At 69.6% G+C, this 19272-nt stretch carries 18 protein-coding genes; 5 read left to right on the top strand and 13 right to left on the bottom strand.

The features are described 5' to 3' along the window. The first annotated feature begins 37 nt into the window (after window positions 1-37). Window positions 38-649, top strand: a complete 612-nt coding sequence (locus ACWGJ5_RS33830) for a TetR/AcrR family transcriptional regulator (protein WP_453313447.1) — start codon at window positions 38-40, stop codon at window positions 647-649. Window positions 650-921: 272 nt separating this feature from the next. On the opposite strand, the gene ACWGJ5_RS33825 is transcribed toward ACWGJ5_RS33830, so the two are convergent. Next, window positions 922-1482 (bottom strand): TetR/AcrR family transcriptional regulator, encoded by a 561-nt coding sequence (locus ACWGJ5_RS33825; RefSeq protein ID WP_453313446.1) that lies wholly within the window; start codon window positions 1480-1482, stop codon window positions 922-924. A 95-nt stretch (window positions 1483-1577) separates the two neighbouring features. On the opposite strand from ACWGJ5_RS33825, the gene ACWGJ5_RS33820 reads away from it, so the two are divergent. Beyond that, window positions 1578-2180, top strand: a complete 603-nt coding sequence (locus ACWGJ5_RS33820; RefSeq protein WP_453313445.1) for a DUF2867 domain-containing protein — start codon at window positions 1578-1580, stop codon at window positions 2178-2180. A gap of 57 nt (window positions 2181-2237) precedes the next feature. Here ACWGJ5_RS33820 and ACWGJ5_RS33815 read toward each other — a convergent pair whose 3' ends face one another. Beyond that, a complete protein-coding gene (locus ACWGJ5_RS33815; protein ID WP_453313444.1) occupies window positions 2238-3116 on the bottom strand; it encodes a MerR family transcriptional regulator in 879 nt (292 codons plus the stop codon). 139 nt (window positions 3117-3255) lie between these two features. On the opposite strand from ACWGJ5_RS33815, the gene ACWGJ5_RS33810 reads away from it, so the two are divergent. Then, window positions 3256-3660 (top strand): nuclear transport factor 2 family protein, encoded by a 405-nt coding sequence (locus tag ACWGJ5_RS33810; RefSeq protein ID WP_453313443.1) that lies wholly within the window; start codon window positions 3256-3258, stop codon window positions 3658-3660. Between the two features lie 170 nt (window positions 3661-3830). On the opposite strand, the gene ACWGJ5_RS33805 is transcribed toward ACWGJ5_RS33810, so the two are convergent. The 4 genes from ACWGJ5_RS33805 to ACWGJ5_RS33790 form a co-directional block, all read right to left on the bottom strand. Beyond that, window positions 3831-5204, bottom strand: coding sequence for a Fic family protein (locus tag ACWGJ5_RS33805; protein WP_453313442.1), 1374 nt, complete (start codon window positions 5202-5204; stop codon window positions 3831-3833). A 112-nt stretch (window positions 5205-5316) separates the two neighbouring features. After that, window positions 5317-6282, bottom strand: a complete 966-nt coding sequence (locus ACWGJ5_RS33800; protein ID WP_453313441.1) for an NAD(P)H-quinone oxidoreductase — start codon at window positions 6280-6282, stop codon at window positions 5317-5319. A 32-nt stretch (window positions 6283-6314) separates the two neighbouring features. Next, window positions 6315-6998: a type 1 glutamine amidotransferase domain-containing protein gene (locus tag ACWGJ5_RS33795; protein ID WP_453313440.1), complete on the bottom strand. Its 684-nt coding sequence runs from the start codon at window positions 6996-6998 to the stop codon at window positions 6315-6317. Window positions 6999-7080: 82 nt separating this feature from the next. Continuing rightward, window positions 7081-7776 (bottom strand): type 1 glutamine amidotransferase domain-containing protein, encoded by a 696-nt coding sequence (locus ACWGJ5_RS33790; RefSeq protein WP_453313439.1) that lies wholly within the window; start codon window positions 7774-7776, stop codon window positions 7081-7083. Between the two features lie 186 nt (window positions 7777-7962). Between ACWGJ5_RS33790 and ACWGJ5_RS33785 the strand changes: the two genes are divergently transcribed. Together ACWGJ5_RS33785 and ACWGJ5_RS33780 are read left to right on the top strand one after the other, a co-directional pair. Beyond that, the gene (locus ACWGJ5_RS33785) at window positions 7963-8871 is read left to right on the top strand and encodes a LysR family transcriptional regulator (RefSeq protein ID WP_453313438.1); all 909 of its coding nucleotides are present in this window, start codon (window positions 7963-7965) and stop codon (window positions 8869-8871) included. 396 nt (window positions 8872-9267) lie between these two features. After that, window positions 9268-10152 (top strand): alkaline phosphatase family protein, encoded by an 885-nt coding sequence (locus ACWGJ5_RS33780; RefSeq protein WP_453313437.1) that lies wholly within the window; start codon window positions 9268-9270, stop codon window positions 10150-10152. Between the two features lie 414 nt (window positions 10153-10566). On the opposite strand, the gene ACWGJ5_RS33775 is transcribed toward ACWGJ5_RS33780, so the two are convergent. From ACWGJ5_RS33775 to ACWGJ5_RS33745, 7 genes are all read right to left on the bottom strand, one after another. After that, window positions 10567-13383, bottom strand: a complete 2817-nt coding sequence (locus ACWGJ5_RS33775) for a SpoIIE family protein phosphatase (RefSeq protein ID WP_453313436.1) — start codon at window positions 13381-13383, stop codon at window positions 10567-10569. A 706-nt stretch (window positions 13384-14089) separates the two neighbouring features. Further along, entirely contained in the window at window positions 14090-15130 is a 1041-nt protein-coding gene (locus tag ACWGJ5_RS33770; protein ID WP_453313548.1) for a vWA domain-containing protein, read from the bottom strand. A 271-nt stretch (window positions 15131-15401) separates the two neighbouring features. Further along, entirely contained in the window at window positions 15402-15566 is a 165-nt protein-coding gene (locus ACWGJ5_RS33765) for a hypothetical protein (protein ID WP_453313435.1), read from the bottom strand. Window positions 15567-15587: 21 nt separating this feature from the next. Then, window positions 15588-15911 (bottom strand): hypothetical protein, encoded by a 324-nt coding sequence (locus tag ACWGJ5_RS33760; RefSeq protein ID WP_453313434.1) that lies wholly within the window; start codon window positions 15909-15911, stop codon window positions 15588-15590. Window positions 15912-16060: 149 nt separating this feature from the next. Continuing rightward, the gene (locus ACWGJ5_RS33755; protein WP_453313433.1) at window positions 16061-16462 is read right to left on the bottom strand and encodes a hypothetical protein; all 402 of its coding nucleotides are present in this window, start codon (window positions 16460-16462) and stop codon (window positions 16061-16063) included. 169 nt (window positions 16463-16631) lie between these two features. Beyond that, window positions 16632-16820 carry a hypothetical protein gene (locus ACWGJ5_RS33750; RefSeq protein ID WP_453313432.1) on the bottom strand — a complete coding sequence of 63 codons (189 nt, stop codon included), beginning with the start codon at window positions 16818-16820 and terminating at the stop codon, window positions 16632-16634. A 419-nt stretch (window positions 16821-17239) separates the two neighbouring features. Further along, window positions 17240-18730 (bottom strand): alpha/beta hydrolase, encoded by a 1491-nt coding sequence (locus ACWGJ5_RS33745; RefSeq protein ID WP_453313431.1) that lies wholly within the window; start codon window positions 18728-18730, stop codon window positions 17240-17242. Between the last annotated feature and the right edge of the window lie 542 nt (window positions 18731-19272).

Genomic DNA, 19272 nt, shown 5'->3' with positions numbered 1-19272 from the left:
CCACGGCGTACGACCACCGGACGAGGGGAGCGGCAGGGTGTCCACCAAGGTGCGCACGGCAGACACGCGCGAGCGCATCCTGACCGCGGCGTGCGAGGTCATCGCCGAGATCGGCTTCGAGAAGATCCGCATGCGCATGGTCGCCGAGCGCGCCGGCGTGTCGACCGCGCTGCTGCACTACCACTTCGACACGCGGGAGAAGCTGTTCACCGAGGCGATGACGCACTCCTTCGCCCACACCGCCGTCGACGTCGAACGCGACGCGGAGACTGCGCCGGCCGCGGTCGTCCTGGCCCGGATCCTGCGCAGCCTGCTGCCCAGTGATCCCGAACTGCGCCAGGACTGGCGGCTGTGGCAGGAACTGTGGGCCCGGGCCCTGCGCGACGAGACCACCCGGGCCTTCGCCGTGGACCTGTACGCGCAGCTGCACGCCTGGGTGTCCGGAGCGGTACGGCGTGGCGTCGCGTCCGGCGAGTTCACGCCGACCGACGTGGACGAACTGAGCACGCTGGTCCTGTCGCTGAGCGACGGCTACGGCATCCGGCTGATGCTCCGCGACCCGACGGTCACCCTGGACACGGCCCTCACCGCCATCTGGCGCCAGGTGTCCGCCGCACTGGACCTGCCGGACACGCTGCCGCCGGAGTGAATGCCGGCCGAGCGCGACTGCGCGGCGGTCCGGTCGCACCGCTGTACTGGTACGCCGGTCACGCCGATGCCGTGGTGTGTGGCAGTCGGCCTCATGAACCGGCTGCCCCGGGGCGGGGCAGCTGCCCCGGCGTCGGGCGGCAGTGCTCGACGAGGCGGCCTTACCAGGGGAGTTCGTGGTCGTCCTCGTGGAAGGTGCCGGTGGGGCCGTCCTCGCCGATGGTCGCCATGCGCACGACGACCTCGGCGCTCTCTTCAGGTCGGCATCAGGTGCTACCTCAGGAGCCACCTCCGGGTCAGCTCCATCACTTCCGCGCGGCTGCGACCGCCGTGGTCGGCGGCGATGAAGTGGCTGGCGATCCGCACCGAGTAGGTGATCAGGGAGCGGACTTCGACGTCGTCCTCGTCGTCGCAGAAGGAGCCGAACAGCGAGCGCAGATAGTCCATGCGCCGGTTGTCGACGCGTCGGAGTCGGTCCGCCACGGCCTCGTCGCGGCGGGCCCAGTCGCGGATCGCGAGGTCGATCGCGGTGCCGGTCACCGGTCCGTCGGCGAATGAGGCGACGAGCGTGAACAGCCGGTCCAGCTTGGCGCGCGCGTCTCCTCCGCCGCTCTCGACCTCCTCGATCACCGCTTCGGTGACCTCACGCTCCCATGTGTCGAGCATCTCGCCGAGCAAGGCGTCCCGGTTACGGAAGTAGCCGTAGAAGCCGCCCTTGCTGACCCCGAGCGACTGCGCCAGCGACTCGATCCGTACGGCCTCCGGGCCACCGACGGCGAGTTCGCGCAAGCCCTCCTCGATCCATCTGCCGCGGGGCGTACGGGCCTTGGCCATGGTGTGGCTCCCCTCACGTCTCCCCCTATCTATACGGTGCCGTATAGGAGGGTCTAGTCTTGTCTATACGGCATCGTATAGACAGGAGCCGGCTCATGAGACTCCCCAGTACCGCACACACGTCCCGCCCCTGGCGGATCCACGAGATCACCGGCGACTTCCACCTCGAGGACGTGTGGGCACTTCCGACACCAGGCGGTCCCGACGATCTCGCGCACCTCGTGCGCCAGATCGCGCACGAGGGAGGTGACGAGACAACGATCTCCTCCCCCGGGTACCGCGGGCTGTTCGCGATCCGCCGGAAGCTCGGGAGGCTGCTCGGCTGGGACGAGTCCGCCAGCGGCATCGGTGCCCGGGTGCCGAGTCTGCGTGACCGGTTGCCGGCGGACCTCCGTGAGGGTCCCCAGGGGCCGGACTCCCGCTCGCTTCCGTTCACCTCCGTGTACCAACTGCACGACGAGTGGGCGGCCGAGGTAGCCAACCGCACCGTGCACGCGGTGATGCACATCGGCTGGGTCCCGGACGCGGCCGGCGGCCACCGCGGACAGATGGCCGTCCTGGTGAAGCCCAACGGGCTGTTCGGCGTCCTCTATATGGCTGCCATCAAGCCGTTCCGGTACCTGGGGGTGTATCCGGCCCTTTTCCGGGCGATGGGACGCAAGTGGCAGGTAGACGCCGCCGAAAGAAGGGCCGGATGACCGGACCCGGGGGAGCGCGTGACCGCCGCCACGGCGAGCGCGCACGGCGGCACGCTCTCAGCCTTCCGTCGTTGTGCTTGCCGTGGCGCTGCCGGACGGCGGCGTCCGGTCGGGCCCTCCGGTGCGGAAGACCGGCCAGCAGACTTCGGTCCGCCAGAGTGTGCTGTCACGGGTCTGGCGCTGGCCGACCAGGTAGTACTCGCGGATGGGGCCGTCGATGGCGAGGGCGTGCCGTGAGACGTAGGTGGCCAGCGCGCCGTAAGCGCGGTCGACCTCCGAGGGCGGGCCGCAGTGCTCGATCACGGCGAGTTCCGCCGATGGCACGTGGAGCGGCTCGACCCGGCCGAGCGGTCGGAGGGGGCCGTTGCAGGGCACGAACACGGTGGCCTGCCCCCGGTGCAGGGTGAACAACTCGTCGGCGTACATGCCGCCGGCAGGACCGGTCTCGCTCAGCCCCTGGCCGGCCAGGGTCGCGAACAGTTCGCCGAGGGCGCCTTGGAACCAGGTCCCCACGTCCTGGGCCTCGACCGTGGCGGTGACGGCCGCGGCAGGTACGGCGTCGACGCTGCGCAGTTCGATCCGGGGTGCGTCCCCCGCCACGGGTGGGGCCAGCAGGTCGTGCAGCGCGGCGACCGCGCGCCGGGTGCGGTCGAGCCGTTGCTCCAACCGGCGCAGGTGCGCGCTGATGTGCCGGTTGCGGGTTGCCACGTCCGAGGCTGCCAGGATGGTCCTGATCTCCTCCAAGGGCATGCCGAGGTCCCGGAAGCGGCGCACCACCTGGGCCGTGGGGATCTGCTCGGCCGAGTAGCGCCGGTACCCGGTGTGCGGATCCACGTCGGCCGGTTCCAGCAGGCGGATCTCGTGGTAGTGGCGCAGGGTCTTGACGGTCATGTGGGTGGCGCGCGAGAAGTCGCCGATCGACAGGTAGCTCGTCACTCCTCGATTGTGCGGCCTCCCCCAGGGGGAGGGTTCGGCCGAGCAGTTGTCCTTGACCCTCCCGCGACGGTAGCCCGCAGCGTGGTGCCCACGGCCGGATCCCGGCCGTGCACGCGCCGAGTGAGGGAGTTGACCGATCATGCCGCAGACCACCGTCACGGACGTCGACCAGATCGTGCAGCGATATGTGGCCGTCTGGAGCGAGCCGGACGTCGCCGCACGCAAGCGCGCCGTCGCCGAGCTGTGGACCCCGGACGGCGTCGAGTTCGTCGAAGGCACCCAATTCCGCGGACATCAGGGGATGTTGGAACGGTTGACGGAGGCGTACGGGCTCTTCGTTGCCTCCGGGGAGTACCACGTCACGCACGACGACCACGTCACCGTGCACGACGACGTCGTCATGTTCACCATCCAGTTGACGTACGCCACGGGCCCACACCTGGGCGAAGTGGCCTGGGCGGCCCGGGTCTTCCTCGTGCTGGACGACGACGGCCGGATCGTGCAGGACTACCAGCTGACCGTGCAGCCACTGCCCGATGCGTAGGGTTTCCTCCGGCCACACCGCCTCCGGTATCAGCGGAGTACCGTTCCTCTCCACCGCGTGGGTCCCCATGAGTTCCGCGTCCCTCGGCCATCGCCGGCCCGGTCGATCGCATCGCGGGTCGGCGAGCGGAGGGTGTGTCTCCTCGCCCGCTGCATGGGGCCGACCACCCGCTAGCAGCCGGGGGCGACGGCGTTGCGTCGGGTCTGCGCGAGGTGAACGTCGATGTACCGGGTGAGGGCCAGCGCGTCCTGGGGCTCGTCGGCCTGGAAGGCGACGCGGCGCAGCAGGCTGACCCCGTCGAGTGCGACACCTTCGCGGGCGAGGACGAAGACGAGGGCGAGGAGGGCGGATCGGGCGTTTCCGTCGTCGAAGGGATGGAAGAAGCAGACGTCGAGGTAGGCACGTGCGGCCCGGGCGGTGAGGGGGAGAGGCCGCTCGGCGTCCTGCACGCTCTCCGCCAGGCAGGCGTCGAGGCGGGCGCGGGTGTCCGGGCCGATGCCGTAGCGTTCCCGGCCTTGCTTGGCGAAGGCCGGCAGATCGCGGAACGGCGGCGGCTGCGGTGTGCCCAGGACGTGTTGCTGCCAGCTCCGGAGCAACTCGAAGTCGAGGCAGGCGCCGCGCGTCGCGTCGGCCCGCAGCAGCTCCAGGGCGGCGAGCAGGCCCTGGGCGCGGGCGGGGTCCAGGGCCCCGTCGAAGGTTCGGATGTCCTCCGCCACCCCGTCGCGCGACGGGGTCACCGGTCCGTCCCCGCCGCCTTCGGGAGCCTCCTGCCACGGCACGGTCCGGCGCACCGCGAGCCAACGCTCGAGATGGTCCGGCGCGGGTCCGGTGGCCGGCCGTATGCCGTCGTCCGGCCGCAGCGACAGCGCGAGCCGTTCCGCGACGTCTTCCACCAGCACCGGGTCGGGCCCGGTCCAGCTGGCGAACCGCCCGCCGATCGCCTCGTCGACCAGCTCCCTCGCGAGGTCGGGTGCGACGCCCCAGTGGCTGAGGAACCAGCTGAGCACCTGATGACAGTGTCCGTGCCAGCCGCTGCCGCAGCCGGTGCGGTCGGTCACCTGCAGGATCAGGTTTCGGGCGGCGCGCTCCCACAGGATCCGCTGCTCCTCGACGTCGGCCAGGTCCAACGGGTACGCCTCGAACCACCTGGCAAGACTCTCCAGCCACCCGCGCCACTCGCACAACGCCGCGACGACGCGGTCGAGCGTCTCCTCCGGGATGGTGATCGAGTCCCGCGGGCAGCACCAGTTCCCGACCGGTCCTCCGTCGAAGTCCCCTTCGTCGTGCGCCCAGCGCCAGCCCACGCTCCAGCGGCCGTAGTGTTCGGCGAGGGCGTGCGACATGGCGTCGGCCCAGGGCTTGCCCTCGTCCCAGCTCCAGGCACTCATCGCCGGGTCGGCGAAGGGGACATCGGGGCGGCTGGGCACCCTACGGGCGGGACCGAGTGACCGCACCACCTGCGGCGCCGACACCCCGTCGAAGGGATGACGGTCGGGATCCACATCGGCCCAGGCCAGAAAACGGGGGGACAGCTCGACAATCACCGCGCAAGCCTGCCACGTCCACCCGACTGTCGTTCAAGCGGATTTCCGCGGGACCGCACTCCCAGTCTCGTTCGTGTCCTTGGACCGCGCCCGAGCTGTACGGGAGGGTGACTCATGCCGCGTCGGGGTTGAGGAGGACGATTTTGCCGATGTGGTGGGCGTCCAGGATGCGATGCGCTTCCGCTGCCTGGTCCATGGGCAGGGTGCGGTCGATGACGACCTGCACCGTTCCGTTCTCGATCAACGGCCACACGTGTTCCTGGACTTCGGCCACGATGGCTGCCTTCTGCCCGGCTTGGCGCGAGCGCAGGGTGGTGCCGTGCACGGATGCGCGCTTGGCGAGGAGTTCGACGAGGTTGAGTTCCGCCGTCAGGCCGCTCTGCAGCCCGATGACGACCAGGCGCCCGTCGAGGGCCAGGGATGTGACGTTGCGCGGAAGGTAGTCGCCGCCGATGACGTCGAGGATCACGTCGTAGGGGCCGTGCTCGACGAAGTCCTCGGTGCGGTAGTTGATCGCGAGGTCGGCGCCGAGTTCTCGGACCCTGGCGGCCTGCTCGGGGCCGCCGACGGTGGTGACGACGCGAGCGCCGTGGGCCTTGGCGATCTGAACGGCTGCCGTGCCGATGCCGCCGGCTCCGCCGTGCATGAGGAAGGTCTCGCCTGCCTTCAGCCCGCCGGTCATGAAGACGTTGGACCACACCGTTGCGGTGGCCTCCGGCAACGCTGCCGCCTGGACCAGGCTGACGCCCTTGGGCACCGTCAGCAGCTGCCCTGCGGGGACAGCGACCTTCTGTGCGTATCCGCCTCCCGTCAGCAGTGCGCACACCTCGTCGCCGGACCGCCAGCTCGTCACCCCCTCGCCGACAGCGCTGATCCGTCCGGAGACCTCCAGGCCCGGATAGGCCGATGCTCCCTCCGGAACCGGGTACAACCCCAGCCGCTGTGCCACGTCGGCCCGGTTGACGGCGCCCGCAACGACATCGATGACCACTTCACCCGCTGCGGGGACGGGGTCCTCCACATCGATCCACCGCAGGACTTCCGGCCCCCCGGGTTCCTTGATCGATATTGCTTTCATGATGTTCCTCCAACGGTTTGAGCGACGCTTGGTCAAAGGCGGTGCAGCGTCTCGATGATCTTTGCCGTGACGGCCTTGGTGGAGTACGGATTCTGTCCCGTCACGAGCCTGCCGTCGGCGGTGGCGAAGGGGGTCATCGGAATGGTGTTCCTGGCATAGTGCGCGCCCCGTTTGCGGAGTTCGTCCTCCAGCAGGAACGGCACCCGGTTCTTCACCATGGCGACTCGCTCCTCCGCGGTGGAGAATCCGGTGACCGTGCGGCCGGCGACGAGCAGGGATCCGTCGGAGAGCGTGATGTCCAGCAGCCCAGAGGCACCGTGGCAGACCGAGGAGACCACGCCGCCGTGCTCGTAGATCTGCCGCGCGGCCTGCTGGAGCGCGGCATTGGAGGGGAAGTCCCACAGCACGCCGTGCCCGCCGGTGTAGAAGATCGCGGCATACCTGGCCGGGTCGACGTCGGCGGCCTTGCCGGTGCGGTCCAGGCCTGACATGAACGCGTGATCGTTCATGTAGTCGCGCACCGCTTTGCCGGCCCATCTGGTGCTGCGGGGATCCAGCGGTACCTGTCCCCCTGCTGGACTGACAATGTCGACCTCGAAGCCGGCCTGGCGGACCCCGTCGTAGAAGTGAACCAGCTCTGCGATCCACAGTCCGGTCCGGTGTGGATTCGTTCCATAGGTCGCCTGGTTGGTGACCACGGCGAGGATCCTGCTCATCTGTGTCCTTCCGACGGCAAGGGACCGGTTCCGGTTGACGAACGCGGTGTCCAGTCCCCCCGTTCGATCGGTGCTGCGGGTGTCAGGCCAGCTTCCTCAGGAGCTCCGCGGCCAGCGGTGCGGAGGAGGAGGGGTTCTGACCGGTCAACAGGTTGCGGTCCGCGACGATGTTGGGGACCCAGGGCTCGCCTACCTGAACCTGCACGCCCGCCTCGGTGAGGCGATCTTGCAGCAGCCACTTCGCCTTGTCCGCAAGACCCGACTGGGCCTCCTCCGTATTGGTGAACGCGGCCACCTTGTACCCGGCGAAGGAGTTGGTGCCGTCCTGCTCGATCGCGGCGAGGAGAGCAGCCGGGGCATGGCAGACCACGCCGAGAGGCTTGCCGGACTTCAGCGCCGAGGTGAGCAGACGGCCGGACTCGGCGTTGACCGCCAGGTCCTCCATCGGGCCGTGGCCGCCGGGGTAGAAGACGGCGGCGTAGTCGTCGAGGTCGACGTCCTGCAGGCTGATGGGGTGCCGGATCTCGCTGATCGAGGCGACGGCGTCCGCCATCTTGCTCGCGCCCTCCTCGCCGCCGTTGAACTGTGGCGCCAGGCTGCCCTGGTCCAGAGGCGGGACGACGCCGCCCGGCGTGGCGACGACGATCTCGTGACCTGCGGCCGTGAACGCCTGGTACGGGGCGACGGCCTCCTCGGCCCAGAAGCCGGTGGGGTGCTTGGTGCCGTCCGCCAGTGTCCAGTGGTCGGCGCCGGTCATCACAAAAAGGATCTTCGACATTGGTGCGGTCTCCGAAAGCTGGGGTTCACGCTCTGACGCTCAGAGCCTCAATGCTTCGGATCTCGAAATTAAAGGCACTGAAGTATCGGCGCCAATGAAGAGACCGATATCAGGTATCGATGAACCGATGTCCGTCCGGGCGCTGAGCGCACGTGGCTGCCGCAAGTACCTCGTAGGCTCGACGCCGTGAGCGATCATGACACTCATGGATCCGGTCCGCTGGACCTGAACCTGTTGCGCACCTTCCTGGCGGTGCACCGCCTGGGCTCCTTCACGGCCGCCGCCCGTCGGCTCGGCCTGTCGCAGTCCACGGTCACCATGCAGATCCGAGCGCTGGAGAACCGCCTGGGCCACGAGCTGTTCGAACGCCGGGCCCAGGGCGTGACCCCGCTGCCCCACGCGGACGAACTCGCCACACAGCTGTCGGCCCCTCTCGACCAACTGGCCGCGATCACCGGCGAGGAGCCCAGCAGCACCGTGGCGCCGGTGCATCTGGCCGGGCCCGCAGAGTTCATGAGCGTCGCCGGCCTCCACGTGCTGGCCCCGCTCGTCGCCCAGGGCGTCCGGCTACGGGTGGCCATCGGACTCACCGAACCGCTGCTCGACGAACTGCGGGCCGGACGCCACGACCTCGTCGTCGCCACCCGCCGCCCCCGCGGCCGTACTCTCCACGCCGAACTCCTCGCCGACGAGGAATTCGTCCTGGTCGCCGCACCTGTATGGGCCGAACGGCTCAAGGGCCAGGATCTGCCCACTGCCCTGGAGAGCCTGCCACTGATCACCTATGCCGAGGACCTGCCCATCGCCCGCCGCTACTGGCGCCACGTCTTCCACCGCCGCCTGCATGCCCAGGCCGCGATCACCGTCCCGGACCTGCGCAGCGTCCTCACCGCCGTCACCGCCGGCGCCGGCTGGAGCGTCCTGCCCAGCTACCTGTGCCGCACCGAACTCGCCTCCGGCGCCCTCCGGCTACTCCACCAGCCGGAGGACCCCCCGATCAACACCGCCTACCTCGTCCAACGACCGGGCAGCTCCACCAACCCCCACGTGACACTCGTCCGCGAGCGCCTCCTCGCCGCCGCCAAGACCTGGTGAGCCCACCCCCCGCCCCGCGGTCGCGTCGGTTTGCCGGGAGGTCGAGACTGGCGACGAGAGGTGACCACGACGCCGAGTTCAACCAGAGAGGCCTGTACGGGGGCGAGCGCGGGGCGGAGATGCACGAGGAGGTACCACGGGTCGAGGTCTGCGCCTCAGCCGGATGGGTTGCCCTGGTCCGGGGCCCGGGGCCCGGGGTCCGGTGTGCGGGGCAACCCTCCGGCAGGTGAATACGAGGAACGGAACAGCCGCCGGCTGCCAACGCCTGTTCGACGGGTCTTCATTGCCGGACACCTGAAGGCCGCGGCGGCGCACCCCTACTCTCCTAACGCCTGATCAGAAAGGACCTGATCAGTGGAGAACCTCCCCGCTCACCGCACCCACAGGAGGTCCACCGTGTCCTTGCTGTCCCGCGTCAAGCGCTCGCGCCGGGCGCTCTCCCTCGCCGTCGCCCTCCCCGCCTCTCTGGTCGGGGTCTGGGCCGCCGCCCCGGCTGCACAGGCCGCCGCTCTGCCCACCCCCGACCACGTGGTCGTGGTGGTGTTCGAGAACCACTCCTACGAGCAGGTCATCGGCAGTACGAGTGCCCCGTACCTGAACAACACGCTGAAGGCCGGCGGCGGCAACCTCACCAACTCGTTCGCCGTCACCCACCCCAGCCAGCCGAACTACCTGGACCTGTTCTCCGGCAACAACCAGGGCATCACCAACGACAACTGCTACACCCCGCAGTTCAGCAGCGCCGCGAACCTCGGCTCCGAGCTCATCGCCGCGGGCAAGACCTGGGGCAGCTACAACGAGGGTCTGCCCTCCCAAGGCTCCACGGTCTGCACCAACTCCGCCACCAAGTACGCCCGGAAACACAATCCGTGGTTCGCCTTCAGCAACGTCCCGCTGAACACGGCACACACCTTCACGCAGTTCCCGACGGACTACACCACCCTGCCCAAGGTCTCGTTCGTCGTTCCGAACCTGTGCAACGACATGCACGACTGCTCCATCACGACCGGTGACAACTGGCTGAAGAACAACCTCAGCGCCTACGCCACCTGGGCCCGGACGCACAACAGCATCCTGGCCGTCACCTTCGACGAGGACGACAGCTCGCACAGCAACCACATCGCCACCGTGTTCTACGGCGCGCACGTCGCGCCGGGCAGTTCGACCTCGACGCGCTACAACCACTACAACACGCTGCGCACCCTCGAGGACCTGGCCGGACTGACCACCCACGCCGGGGCCGCGGCAAACGCCTCCGACATCACCGGCATCTGGAACTGACCTCACGTCAGGCTCCGCACACGGCCGGCCAGCGGCGGTGAAACCGCGGCAGGACCGCAGCCCCGCACGAGGCTGCGGTCCTGCCAACCGCCGCACGGGACCTCGGCAGGTCTGGGCGCCCCGCCGGACCTCCGCGCCCCGTTCACCGGTTTGCGGCAGCCAGCGCCGGGACGGCGTCGACCGTCAAGGTGACGGCGCCGACCAGGGCCGTCGCGGCGACGGCCGGTCCCATGACCACGGAGCGGGGTGGCGTCTGCATGCCTGCGCCCGCCGTTGCTCCAGCCCAGCACGGCTGATGAAGCACGCTCGCCAAGAGTTTCCGAAATGTCGGGCGAAATTACGCCCGCCATCCCTGGGACTACGGTCGAAAGTTTCGAGCCGCCAGACCCCGGAAGGCGGACGGAGTACTTCGGCTCACAAGGCTGCATCGTCGAACTGGTCGAGGTCGAACTGGTCGAGGAGCAGGTCGACCGGTGCGAGGCCCGAGGCGACGGACGTGCCGTCGTGAAGAACCAGTTCCGCCCAGATGACCTTGCCGCCAGTCGTGTACCGCGTTCCCCATCGCTGGGCGAACTGCGCCACCAGGAACAGCCCCCGTCCGCCCTCGTCCGTGGTCGTCGCCCGCCGCAGGCGCGGCGAGGTACCGCTGCCGTCCGACACCTCGCAGATCAGACAGCGTCCGTGCAGCAGCCGTACGCCGACCGGCGGTGAGCCGTACCGGATCGCGTTCGTGACCAACTCGCTGACGATCAGTTCCGTGGCGAATGCGATCTCCTCGAGCCCCCACTGAAGCAGCGTCTCCCGGCAGCGCGCCCGCACCGAGGGCACCAGCGCCGGATCGGCCGGCACGTCCCACTCGGCCACGCGCGAGGGCGGGAACATCCGGGTACGTGCCGTCAGCAGAGCGATGTCGTCGGAGGAGTGCGACGGCTCCAGCGCGTCGATCACCGCCTGACACGTCTCCTCCGGAGTGCGGCCCCCGGAGCCGCCCAACGCCCCACGCAGCCTCTCCATCCCGGCGTCGATGTCCTGGGTGCGGTTCGCCAGCAGGCCGTTGGTGTACAGCACCAGTTGTGAACCCTCCGGCAGGGCCACCTCCGCGGTCTCGAAGGGGTAGCCGCCCAGACCGAGGGGCGCCGAGGCCGGCACACCAGGACTCGTGACCGTCCCGTCCGGGCGTACCACCACCGGTTCCGGGTGTCCGGCACGAGCCATCGTGCAGGCCCCCGCAACCGGGTCGTAGACCGCGTACAGACAGGTCGCTCCGGTCACCCCCTCTCCCTCGTGGCTGTCCGCGGCATCGCCCGTGTTCTCCTCGTTGTCCATGCGGCAGACGAGGTCGTCCAGATTCCCGAGCACCTCGTCCACGGGCAGGTCCAGGGTGGAGAAGTTGTGCACCGCAGTGCGCAGCCGGCCCATGGTCGCCGCCGCGTGGAGCCCGTGACCGACGACGTCCCCCATCACCAGGGCCACGCGCGCCCCCGGAAGCGCGATGACGTCGAACCAGTCCCCGCCCACCCCCGCTTCCGCGGGCAGATACCGCCAGGCCACCTCCAGCGCGTCCTGCTCCGGCTGCCCCCGCGGCAGCAGACTCCGTTGCAGGGTCACCGCCATCGCGTGCTCCCGGGTGAACCTCCGGGCGTTGTCGAGGGCCACCGCCGCCCGCGCGGCCAGTTCCTCCGCGAAGGTGAGATCCTCCGGATCGAAAGCCGGGGAATCCACCGTCCGGTAGAAGTTCGCCACGCCCAGCGCTACGTTCCGCGCCCGCAGCGGCACGGTCACCAGCGACTGCAGCCCGCACTCCAGGGCCTTCAGCGCGCGCTCCGGATCCTGTGCCCGCCAGCCGTGGGCCTGCCGCAGGTCGGCCTCCAGTACGGCCCGCCCTTCCTGCAGCGTGCGCATCTGCGGGGTGCCGGCCGAGAAGGTGATCACTTCGCCCAGTGGATACACCGGCATCATCCGCTGTCCTCCGCCGATCGCCGCCCGGCGCAGATGCCGCCAGCCCTCCGCCGTCGGCTCCCACCCCCGCAGCACCGAGTCCAGCAGATCCACCGTCACGAGGTCGGCGAACTGCGGCGCCGCCACGTCGGCCAGCTCCTGGGCCGTACGCCCCACGTCCAGCGTCGTCCCGATCCCCACACCGGCCTCGTACAGCAGCTTCAGCCGCTCCAGTGCGACCTCGGCCCGCCCCGAGACCGCCGCCAGCTCCGTGGTGTCCCGGAGGGTCACCACGCTGCCTCCCCGGTCGGCCTGCGGGAAGGTCGGCCGCTTGTTCACCGCGAGCAATCGGTCCCCTGCGAGATGCACCTCATCGGTGACCGCCCCCGGCGACGACAGCAGGCGCATGACCGGTTCCGGCAGCCCCAGCTCCCGCACCGGGCGTCCCTGCACGTCTGCCGGCAGTCCGAGCAGCCGCGCCGCCTCGTCGTTCGCCAGCAGCAGTCGCGCGTCGGCGCTGGTGATCAGTACCCCTTCCCGCACCGCGTGCAGAACCGCGTCGTGGTGCTCGTACAACTGCGCCAGATCCACCGGGGCCAGTCCGTGCGTCTGCCGCCGCAGCCGCCGGGACACCAGCGTCGTTCCCGTCACGGCCAGTGCAAGCGAGGCCGCGCCGCTGGCCACGATGATCGGCAGCTGCGGCAGCCACAGTCCGGCCACGGCCCTGACCGTGATTCCGGCGGAGACCAGACCGACCACCTTGCCGCGCGAGTCGGTCACGGGGACCACCGCCTGCACGTCCGTCCCCTTGCCCGCGGGCAGCGGCGGCCCGCCGGCCTGCTCGACGACGGTATGGCCCCGCAGTGCCGGTGCGATGGTGCCGACGAACTTCTTCCCGATCTCCTGCGGATAGGGGTACGTGTAGCGAATCCCTTTCGTGCTCATGACGACGATGAAATCCACACCCGCGCGCCGGCGCGCCGCCTCGGCCCGCGGCTGGAGCACCGCTGACGGGTCCCGGCTCTGCAGCGCCGCCGCCACGCCGGGGGCACTCGCGAACGAGTGGGCCGCGACGACCGACACCCGTCGCCCCTGCTGCAGAGCGTCACTCGCCGCCTGGAGCACCATGCCCACCACCGCGGCCACGACCAGCAGGACCACTATGACGACCTGGAGAAGGAACACCTGACCGGCCGCACTGTGCAGGTCCAGCAAGGAGGCGCGACGTTCGCGCGAGCGTCCGCCGGGCGGATGATGTTCCGGGCTCCGAGAGTGCCCGGAAAATACCTCCATACACCCTTGATAGCACCAGTGCGGGGAAGCCGACGCTGATCAAGCCCGTCGCGCGGCCGCCGCGTCACTGCCAGCCGCAGGGCCTTCGTCGTCGCGCCTCGTCCACGACCGGGCACAGGGCCCGCACCCGCGGCTGCTGTGGCTCCAGGCGCTGGTCGGGCGTGCTCTGGAGGCGTTCTTCCGGTTCGGGGCAGTACTCGGCGTTCGGCAGGGCGGACTGTGCCGTTCCGCGCGCCGATTCGCTGACCTCGGCTTTCAGGTTCGCTGGTGGATCACCGCCGTGAGGAACGGCCGTGACTGTCATCGGGGCGATCGGCCCTGCGCTTTGCGGTACGGGCAGCAAGCAGTTTGTCGGCGGCTGCGGGCATGCCTTCGTCCCTGAGGATGTCGGCGAGGCCGGTGACTTCCCAGGCGGATGCCTGGCGTGCGACGTGGAGGAGCAGCGCGTGGAGGTGGTGGTCGCGGCCGGCCGTGCTGAGGGCGCGTGCCAGATCGGGCACGACGTCGCCCGCGACAGTAGGGGCTGGGGCCCGAGGCCCAGACAAGCGCTGGACGCACGGGCGCGGGCTCGGCGTCCGGCCGGCGCTGAAGCACCGCACTCCGCATTGGGCGCGGTGCGGCCATCGGGGAGGCAGGCGTCGTCGCACTTCGCGTTCTCGTACGTGTCCTTCGGCCTTTGGTGGTGCGTCCAGCGACTTCCGAGGCGTCAGAGCATCAGCAGCAGCCGCGTGTTCGGGACGAGCTTCCGGTTCACGCTGGTGCTCTGCACGAAGATCGTGAAGTCGTCGTTGTGGTCCGGCTTGATGCGAACTTCCACGTCCGGCAGGCCGAGCAGGACTCGGGCCTCGGGCCCCGTGTACACCCGGTCGGTCTTCTTCTCCAGCACCGCAATCTGCTTCTGCGCCTGGATCTTCTCCGACTTGCTCAGCTGGTAGAACGCACCACCGGTACGGTAGGTGTGCCCGCATTCGATGACCCAGTCCCGGATCGCCGCGTCACGAGCCACCGGGATCAGCTCGTACTGCGAGGGATCCACCGGGGTGAGGCCGACCGCCTCGATGGTGTCCTTGTTGACCGCCTCGGCACCCGTGGAGAACACCGCCCGCGATCCCCGGATGCCCTGGGAGCGACCCACCATGAATTTCTCGGTGGCCTGCCGGATCACCTGCCCGGCCTCCTCCAGCCCCTGTGTGCTCGTGGCGTCCCAGATGGCGATGTTGTCCTTCGGGAAACCGCACTGCATGGCCTCCCGCTTGCCCATCTGGTCCGGCACGAGGACGGCCAGCGTCCAGTTGTCCCCCTGTGTCTCGATCATCTCCGCCACGGCCTCAACCAGTTCACGCTGGTCCCTGGCAGGGGCATCCGGGCAGCGATGACTTGCGTTCTCCTGCCCGTCGGTGAGTATGAACGTCAGGAAGCTGTGGTCGCCGTACAGTTGAGCCGTCTGCGCCAGTTCCTGCTGTGACTTCAGCGCGGCCGCCAGCAGAGCCGTCATGCCACCGACCCGGTACAGCTGCTTCAGCGACGGCATCCGCAGCACGTCCTTGTCGTAGATGACGCACTCCACCTTGTCGGCGAAGACATACACCGTGACGCGGGTTTCCTGGTCCAGTTCCCCCGATCGGCGGGCAAGATATGCAATCTGCTGGTCGGCGACCTCGACGACCTTGCGGCTCAGATGCGACATGGACGAACTGGCATCCAGCACAAGAGCAACGTGATTGATGTAGTTCTGGTTTCCGGACATGAGCAGCGCCCCCTCTTTCCGACTCGATGCTCCTATCGTCTCACCCACCACTGACAATCGATCTTGGCTCCAGCTTGGAGAGCCCACCCGACCAGCAACGCAGCCGTGACGCAGCACGAGACCCCGGGTGCGGTCACGGCCCGGAGCCGGTTGTCATGCCACCGGCCCTCGGGCATCGGACGAGCGTCGACCAACAGCCGACCAACTGGGCTGACGGCGCAGCCCGTCGCTCGTGGGGGCGGCACGCCCCTCGGCCGGGGGGGGACAGCCATCAGGCGGCAGGCGGGGTGAGGACGGTGCGGTCGAACGGCCCGCCATGAGCGGCGGCGCACTCGGCGGCGTCGTTGACAGAGTCGAGGTTGACAGAGTCGAGGAGGAAGGTCCGGACCCGTTCGGGACCGGCGTCGAGCGCATGTGACGCGACGAGTCGGATCATGCCGACGTTCGCCGTGCGTGGTTACATCCACTGCCCGCGCACGGTGACCGAGTTGCGCATGATCCACGGGTAGGGAAGGGCGAGGTCGGCGCCGCCGAGCATGCCGACGCCGCCCATGAGGACGACGCGGCCGTACTCGCGGACGGTCATGGCCGTCGCGCGCACCGCCGAGCTGGGGGCGGCGGGCGGGAGCAGGTCGAGCACCATGTCGATCGGGCCCTGGGCAGCGGCGGACACAGCCGCGCGGTCGGTGTCCTCGTCGCCGGTCAGTTCGAGCGGGCGCACACGCGGGCCGCATTGGATGTGCCTCGATGCCACCTTGCCGACTCCCGTGAACAGAGCCACCGACCCCCACCCCGGCACAGTGGACGCTCGACTTCAGCTGAGCTTGCTCTTCGACCTCTGAAGCCGGTTGAGCCGGGCGGCTCGAGACCCGCGGCCCTGAGCGTCCCGCCTCCACGGAAGGATGCTCGGCCGGGCCGACGTACCGACCGTCACCCTGCCTCGGACGGACATGGCATACCGGCCCCGTCGTCATCATCCGGCGTCAGCGCTCGGCGGAGCGGAAGGGCCGTGACCAAGACGAAGATACCGAAGAGCGTGATCGGCAAGAGCCCTACTGGACGGAGAAACGCGGTGGGATGCGTCAGGACGGCGCTCCATGCGGCGCTCCAGTTGCCGAGCACGTCCGCGAGCATGACCGCGGCGGCGAGCAACGGTGCACCAGGTTGAGCACGCGTGATCAATACGGCGACGAGCGGATCGAGCAGCAAGAGCACGTGGAAGAGCAGCTGGACGAGTATGGGTGCGTAGCTGTAGGCGTTCAGCCCGCCGGTCACCAGAAAGTACGCGTGCGCTCCCGTCCCTTCCAGAAATCCGATCACGTACACCACCACCGTGCACCGGATCCATACCGGACGATCCCCCCATCGCATAGTGCCCACCCTAGCTCGTCCTGGAACGGCATCCCCGAACGGGCCGACTCCCGCTCATCGAGGGCACGTTGACCGGCCGAGGGCCGAGTACTTGCCCAGCTGATCACCGTCGAGGTCGGGTCAGATCAGATCAGACGTGGCCGCCCACGATGTCCCAACAGTCGGGGAGGGGCCGCCGGCCGGGGCTGCGTCTCTGGGCGTAGGCCAGCCCCTCCCGGTCGAGAATCACCCCGCCCACCGCCCACAGCTCGCCGTCGGCGGGGACGGGCCTCTCGACGCCGCTGCTGATGACGACATCCGGGTGCCGGGCTGCTGACACGGCACCACTGTACGGGCCCGTCCGATCACTGTCCTGGCGCGTTGACCGGAGCGCGTCGGGACGAGGAGAGCTGTCGAACGGAGTCGGGCGGGGGAGGGCCTGGCTGCTCACGCGGCGGGTCAGCACCAAGCCGCAGCTGAGCGCGGACGGCTCCGGCCGGCCCTTGTGCGGGATCGTCTCGCTGAAGCAGATCTGCACCTGCCTGCGTCGTCGCGGTATCCGACACGTCATCCCGGAGGACAAGAACCACAAGGACGCCCGCTTACGCCGTTGTTCACGGTGTGGCAGGCCGCCGGGCCTTTGACAGCGAACGCTGCAGAAGGCACCTGCGGCCGTATCAGGGGCCGACTGGGGTGTGGGCATGACAGGACGGCCATGAGCCGGCGGACGAAGCTGGGCGGCAGTCGTAGAGGCTTCGCTCAAGGAGCCGGTGCCGCCGGGCACTTGGAGTTGTCGGCCGGGAGGCGTCCGGTGAGCAGGTAGCGGCTGCCGTGCTGGTCCATGCAGGTGTTGCCGTCGAACAGGTACTGGCCGTGGTTGCCGCCACCCGCGACGACGAGGCGGGAACCGGCCAGCACCCGGTGCATGCGCCGCGCGCCCTCGACCGGGGTCGCCGGGTCGTCCTTGGCCTGGAGCAGAAGGATCGGCGGCACCTTGGCCGAGCCGATCTTCACGGGCCGGGCCGTCGGCGCCTTCCAGAACGCGCACGGCGCGCTGTACCAGGTGTTCAGCCACGCGAACAGCGGAGACTTGGGGGCCGCCGCCCCGGTGTCCCGGTGCCACGTCGCCCAGTCGCGGGGCCAGGCGTCGTCCACGCAGTTGTAGGCGAGCTGGGCCGGGTCGACGCCGCCGAGGGCGAGCTGGTCGGTCGCGCCGAGCAGTGTGCTCGCGTCCCCGCGCCGGTAATCCGAGACGGCCTGGGCCACATCGCCCCAGTCCAGATCGGTGTACATGGCGGAGGCGAGCAGATCGTCGATCTCCGCGCTGCCCGCCCTGCCCCCGGCGGGACGGGCGTCCAGCTTCTGGCGGACGGCGTCCCACGCGGCCGACACCTTCGACGCACTGGTGCCCAGGTGATAGGTCCCGTCCTTCTCGGCCGCCCAGGCGAAGAACTGGTCGGCCCGGTGCTGGAGCGCCGGATCCTGCTCGTACTGCGAGGCGTATGTGGTCACGGTCGGATCGACGACACTGTCGAGGATCATGCGGCCGGTGTGCGTGGGGAACAGTGTCGCGTAGGTGGCGCCGAGTCTCGAGCCGTACGAATACCCGAGGTAGTCGAGTTTGTCGCGGTGGAACGCGGTACGGATCCGGTCCATGTCACGGGCCGCGTTCTCGGTCGTGATGTACGGCAGCAGGTCCTTGGAGTTCGCACGGCACTGGTCGGCGACCTCGCGGGCCACGGTCAGCCGCGCCTGCTCGTGGGCGTCCGTCGTCGGGGTGTACGGCGCGGCCGGATGTCTGAGCAGCTTGGTCGTGTCCCCGCAGGAAACCGGGGTGCTGGCGCCGACGCCCCGCGGGTCGAAGCTGACAACGTTGTACTGCGCGGCGACATCCTGGGGCAGCGAGCTCCACACCAGCTTGGCCGTGCCGATACCCGGTTCGCCCGGACCACCCGGGTTGACCACGAGGGTGCGGGGGGCGTTCAGGTCGCCGGCCATCGACAGGGTGAGCTTGATCTGCCGGCCGTTCGCCCTGGAGTAGTCGAGGGGCACCTTGAGGGTGGAGCAGTAGGTACCGCGAGGGGCGTCGGAGCCTGCGGGGCAGGTGGACCAGTGGAGGGCCGCGGGCCCGCCGGCCGTGGCGGCGGCCGGCGCCGCGTCGGCCGCCTGGGGGCCGGCGAGGGCGACGAGCCCGAGAGCGGCGGCGAGGGCCGCACTGCGCCGCATGAGGGGAGAGGTCGTGTTGGGCAAGTGTTCCTGCTTTCGGGTCAGTTCTGCTGCTGCCGGAATGCAAGATGGGGAGGCGGGCCGATGGGTTGGCCTTGAACCTGCAGTCCTCGGCCCGGGGCGGCCCCGAAGTTCCCCGCGTGCTGCCTGCCGCCGTCGCCGTATGCCACGGCCGGCCTCACCACACCCTGGACGGTGCGTTGATGCGGAGCCGGGCCGGCGACAAGGCCGTGTGCCCTGTGAGGCCCTCGCGGTTCGGTGTCTGCGGGGCTGCCAGGCGTGACGGTGCCCACGAGAGCGGGATCACATCCTAACCAGCATCGTAGGACGAGATGCCCCTGAACAGGGCAGATGTCACTACAGTTTCCGATTTAGGGCCATTTGCCCGCAGTGGGGTAGTAGGTCACATCATTGCCTTCCGCCCTGGCCGCCGCTAACCATGGCTGTCGTCGCCGGGAGCCGGAACACGCGCCCAGCGAACCCCCCGAGGTCTGCCCCGCATCCGCGCGGGCAGATCGACGCCGCCGCAACGAACAGCGGCCGGCACCGCCCATGTCCCCGCCGGA

This window comes from Streptomyces sp. NPDC054783 (assembly GCF_053611725.1).
The sequence above is the reverse complement of the archived record's forward strand: the minus strand, read 5'-3'. Positions and strand labels throughout refer to the sequence as shown.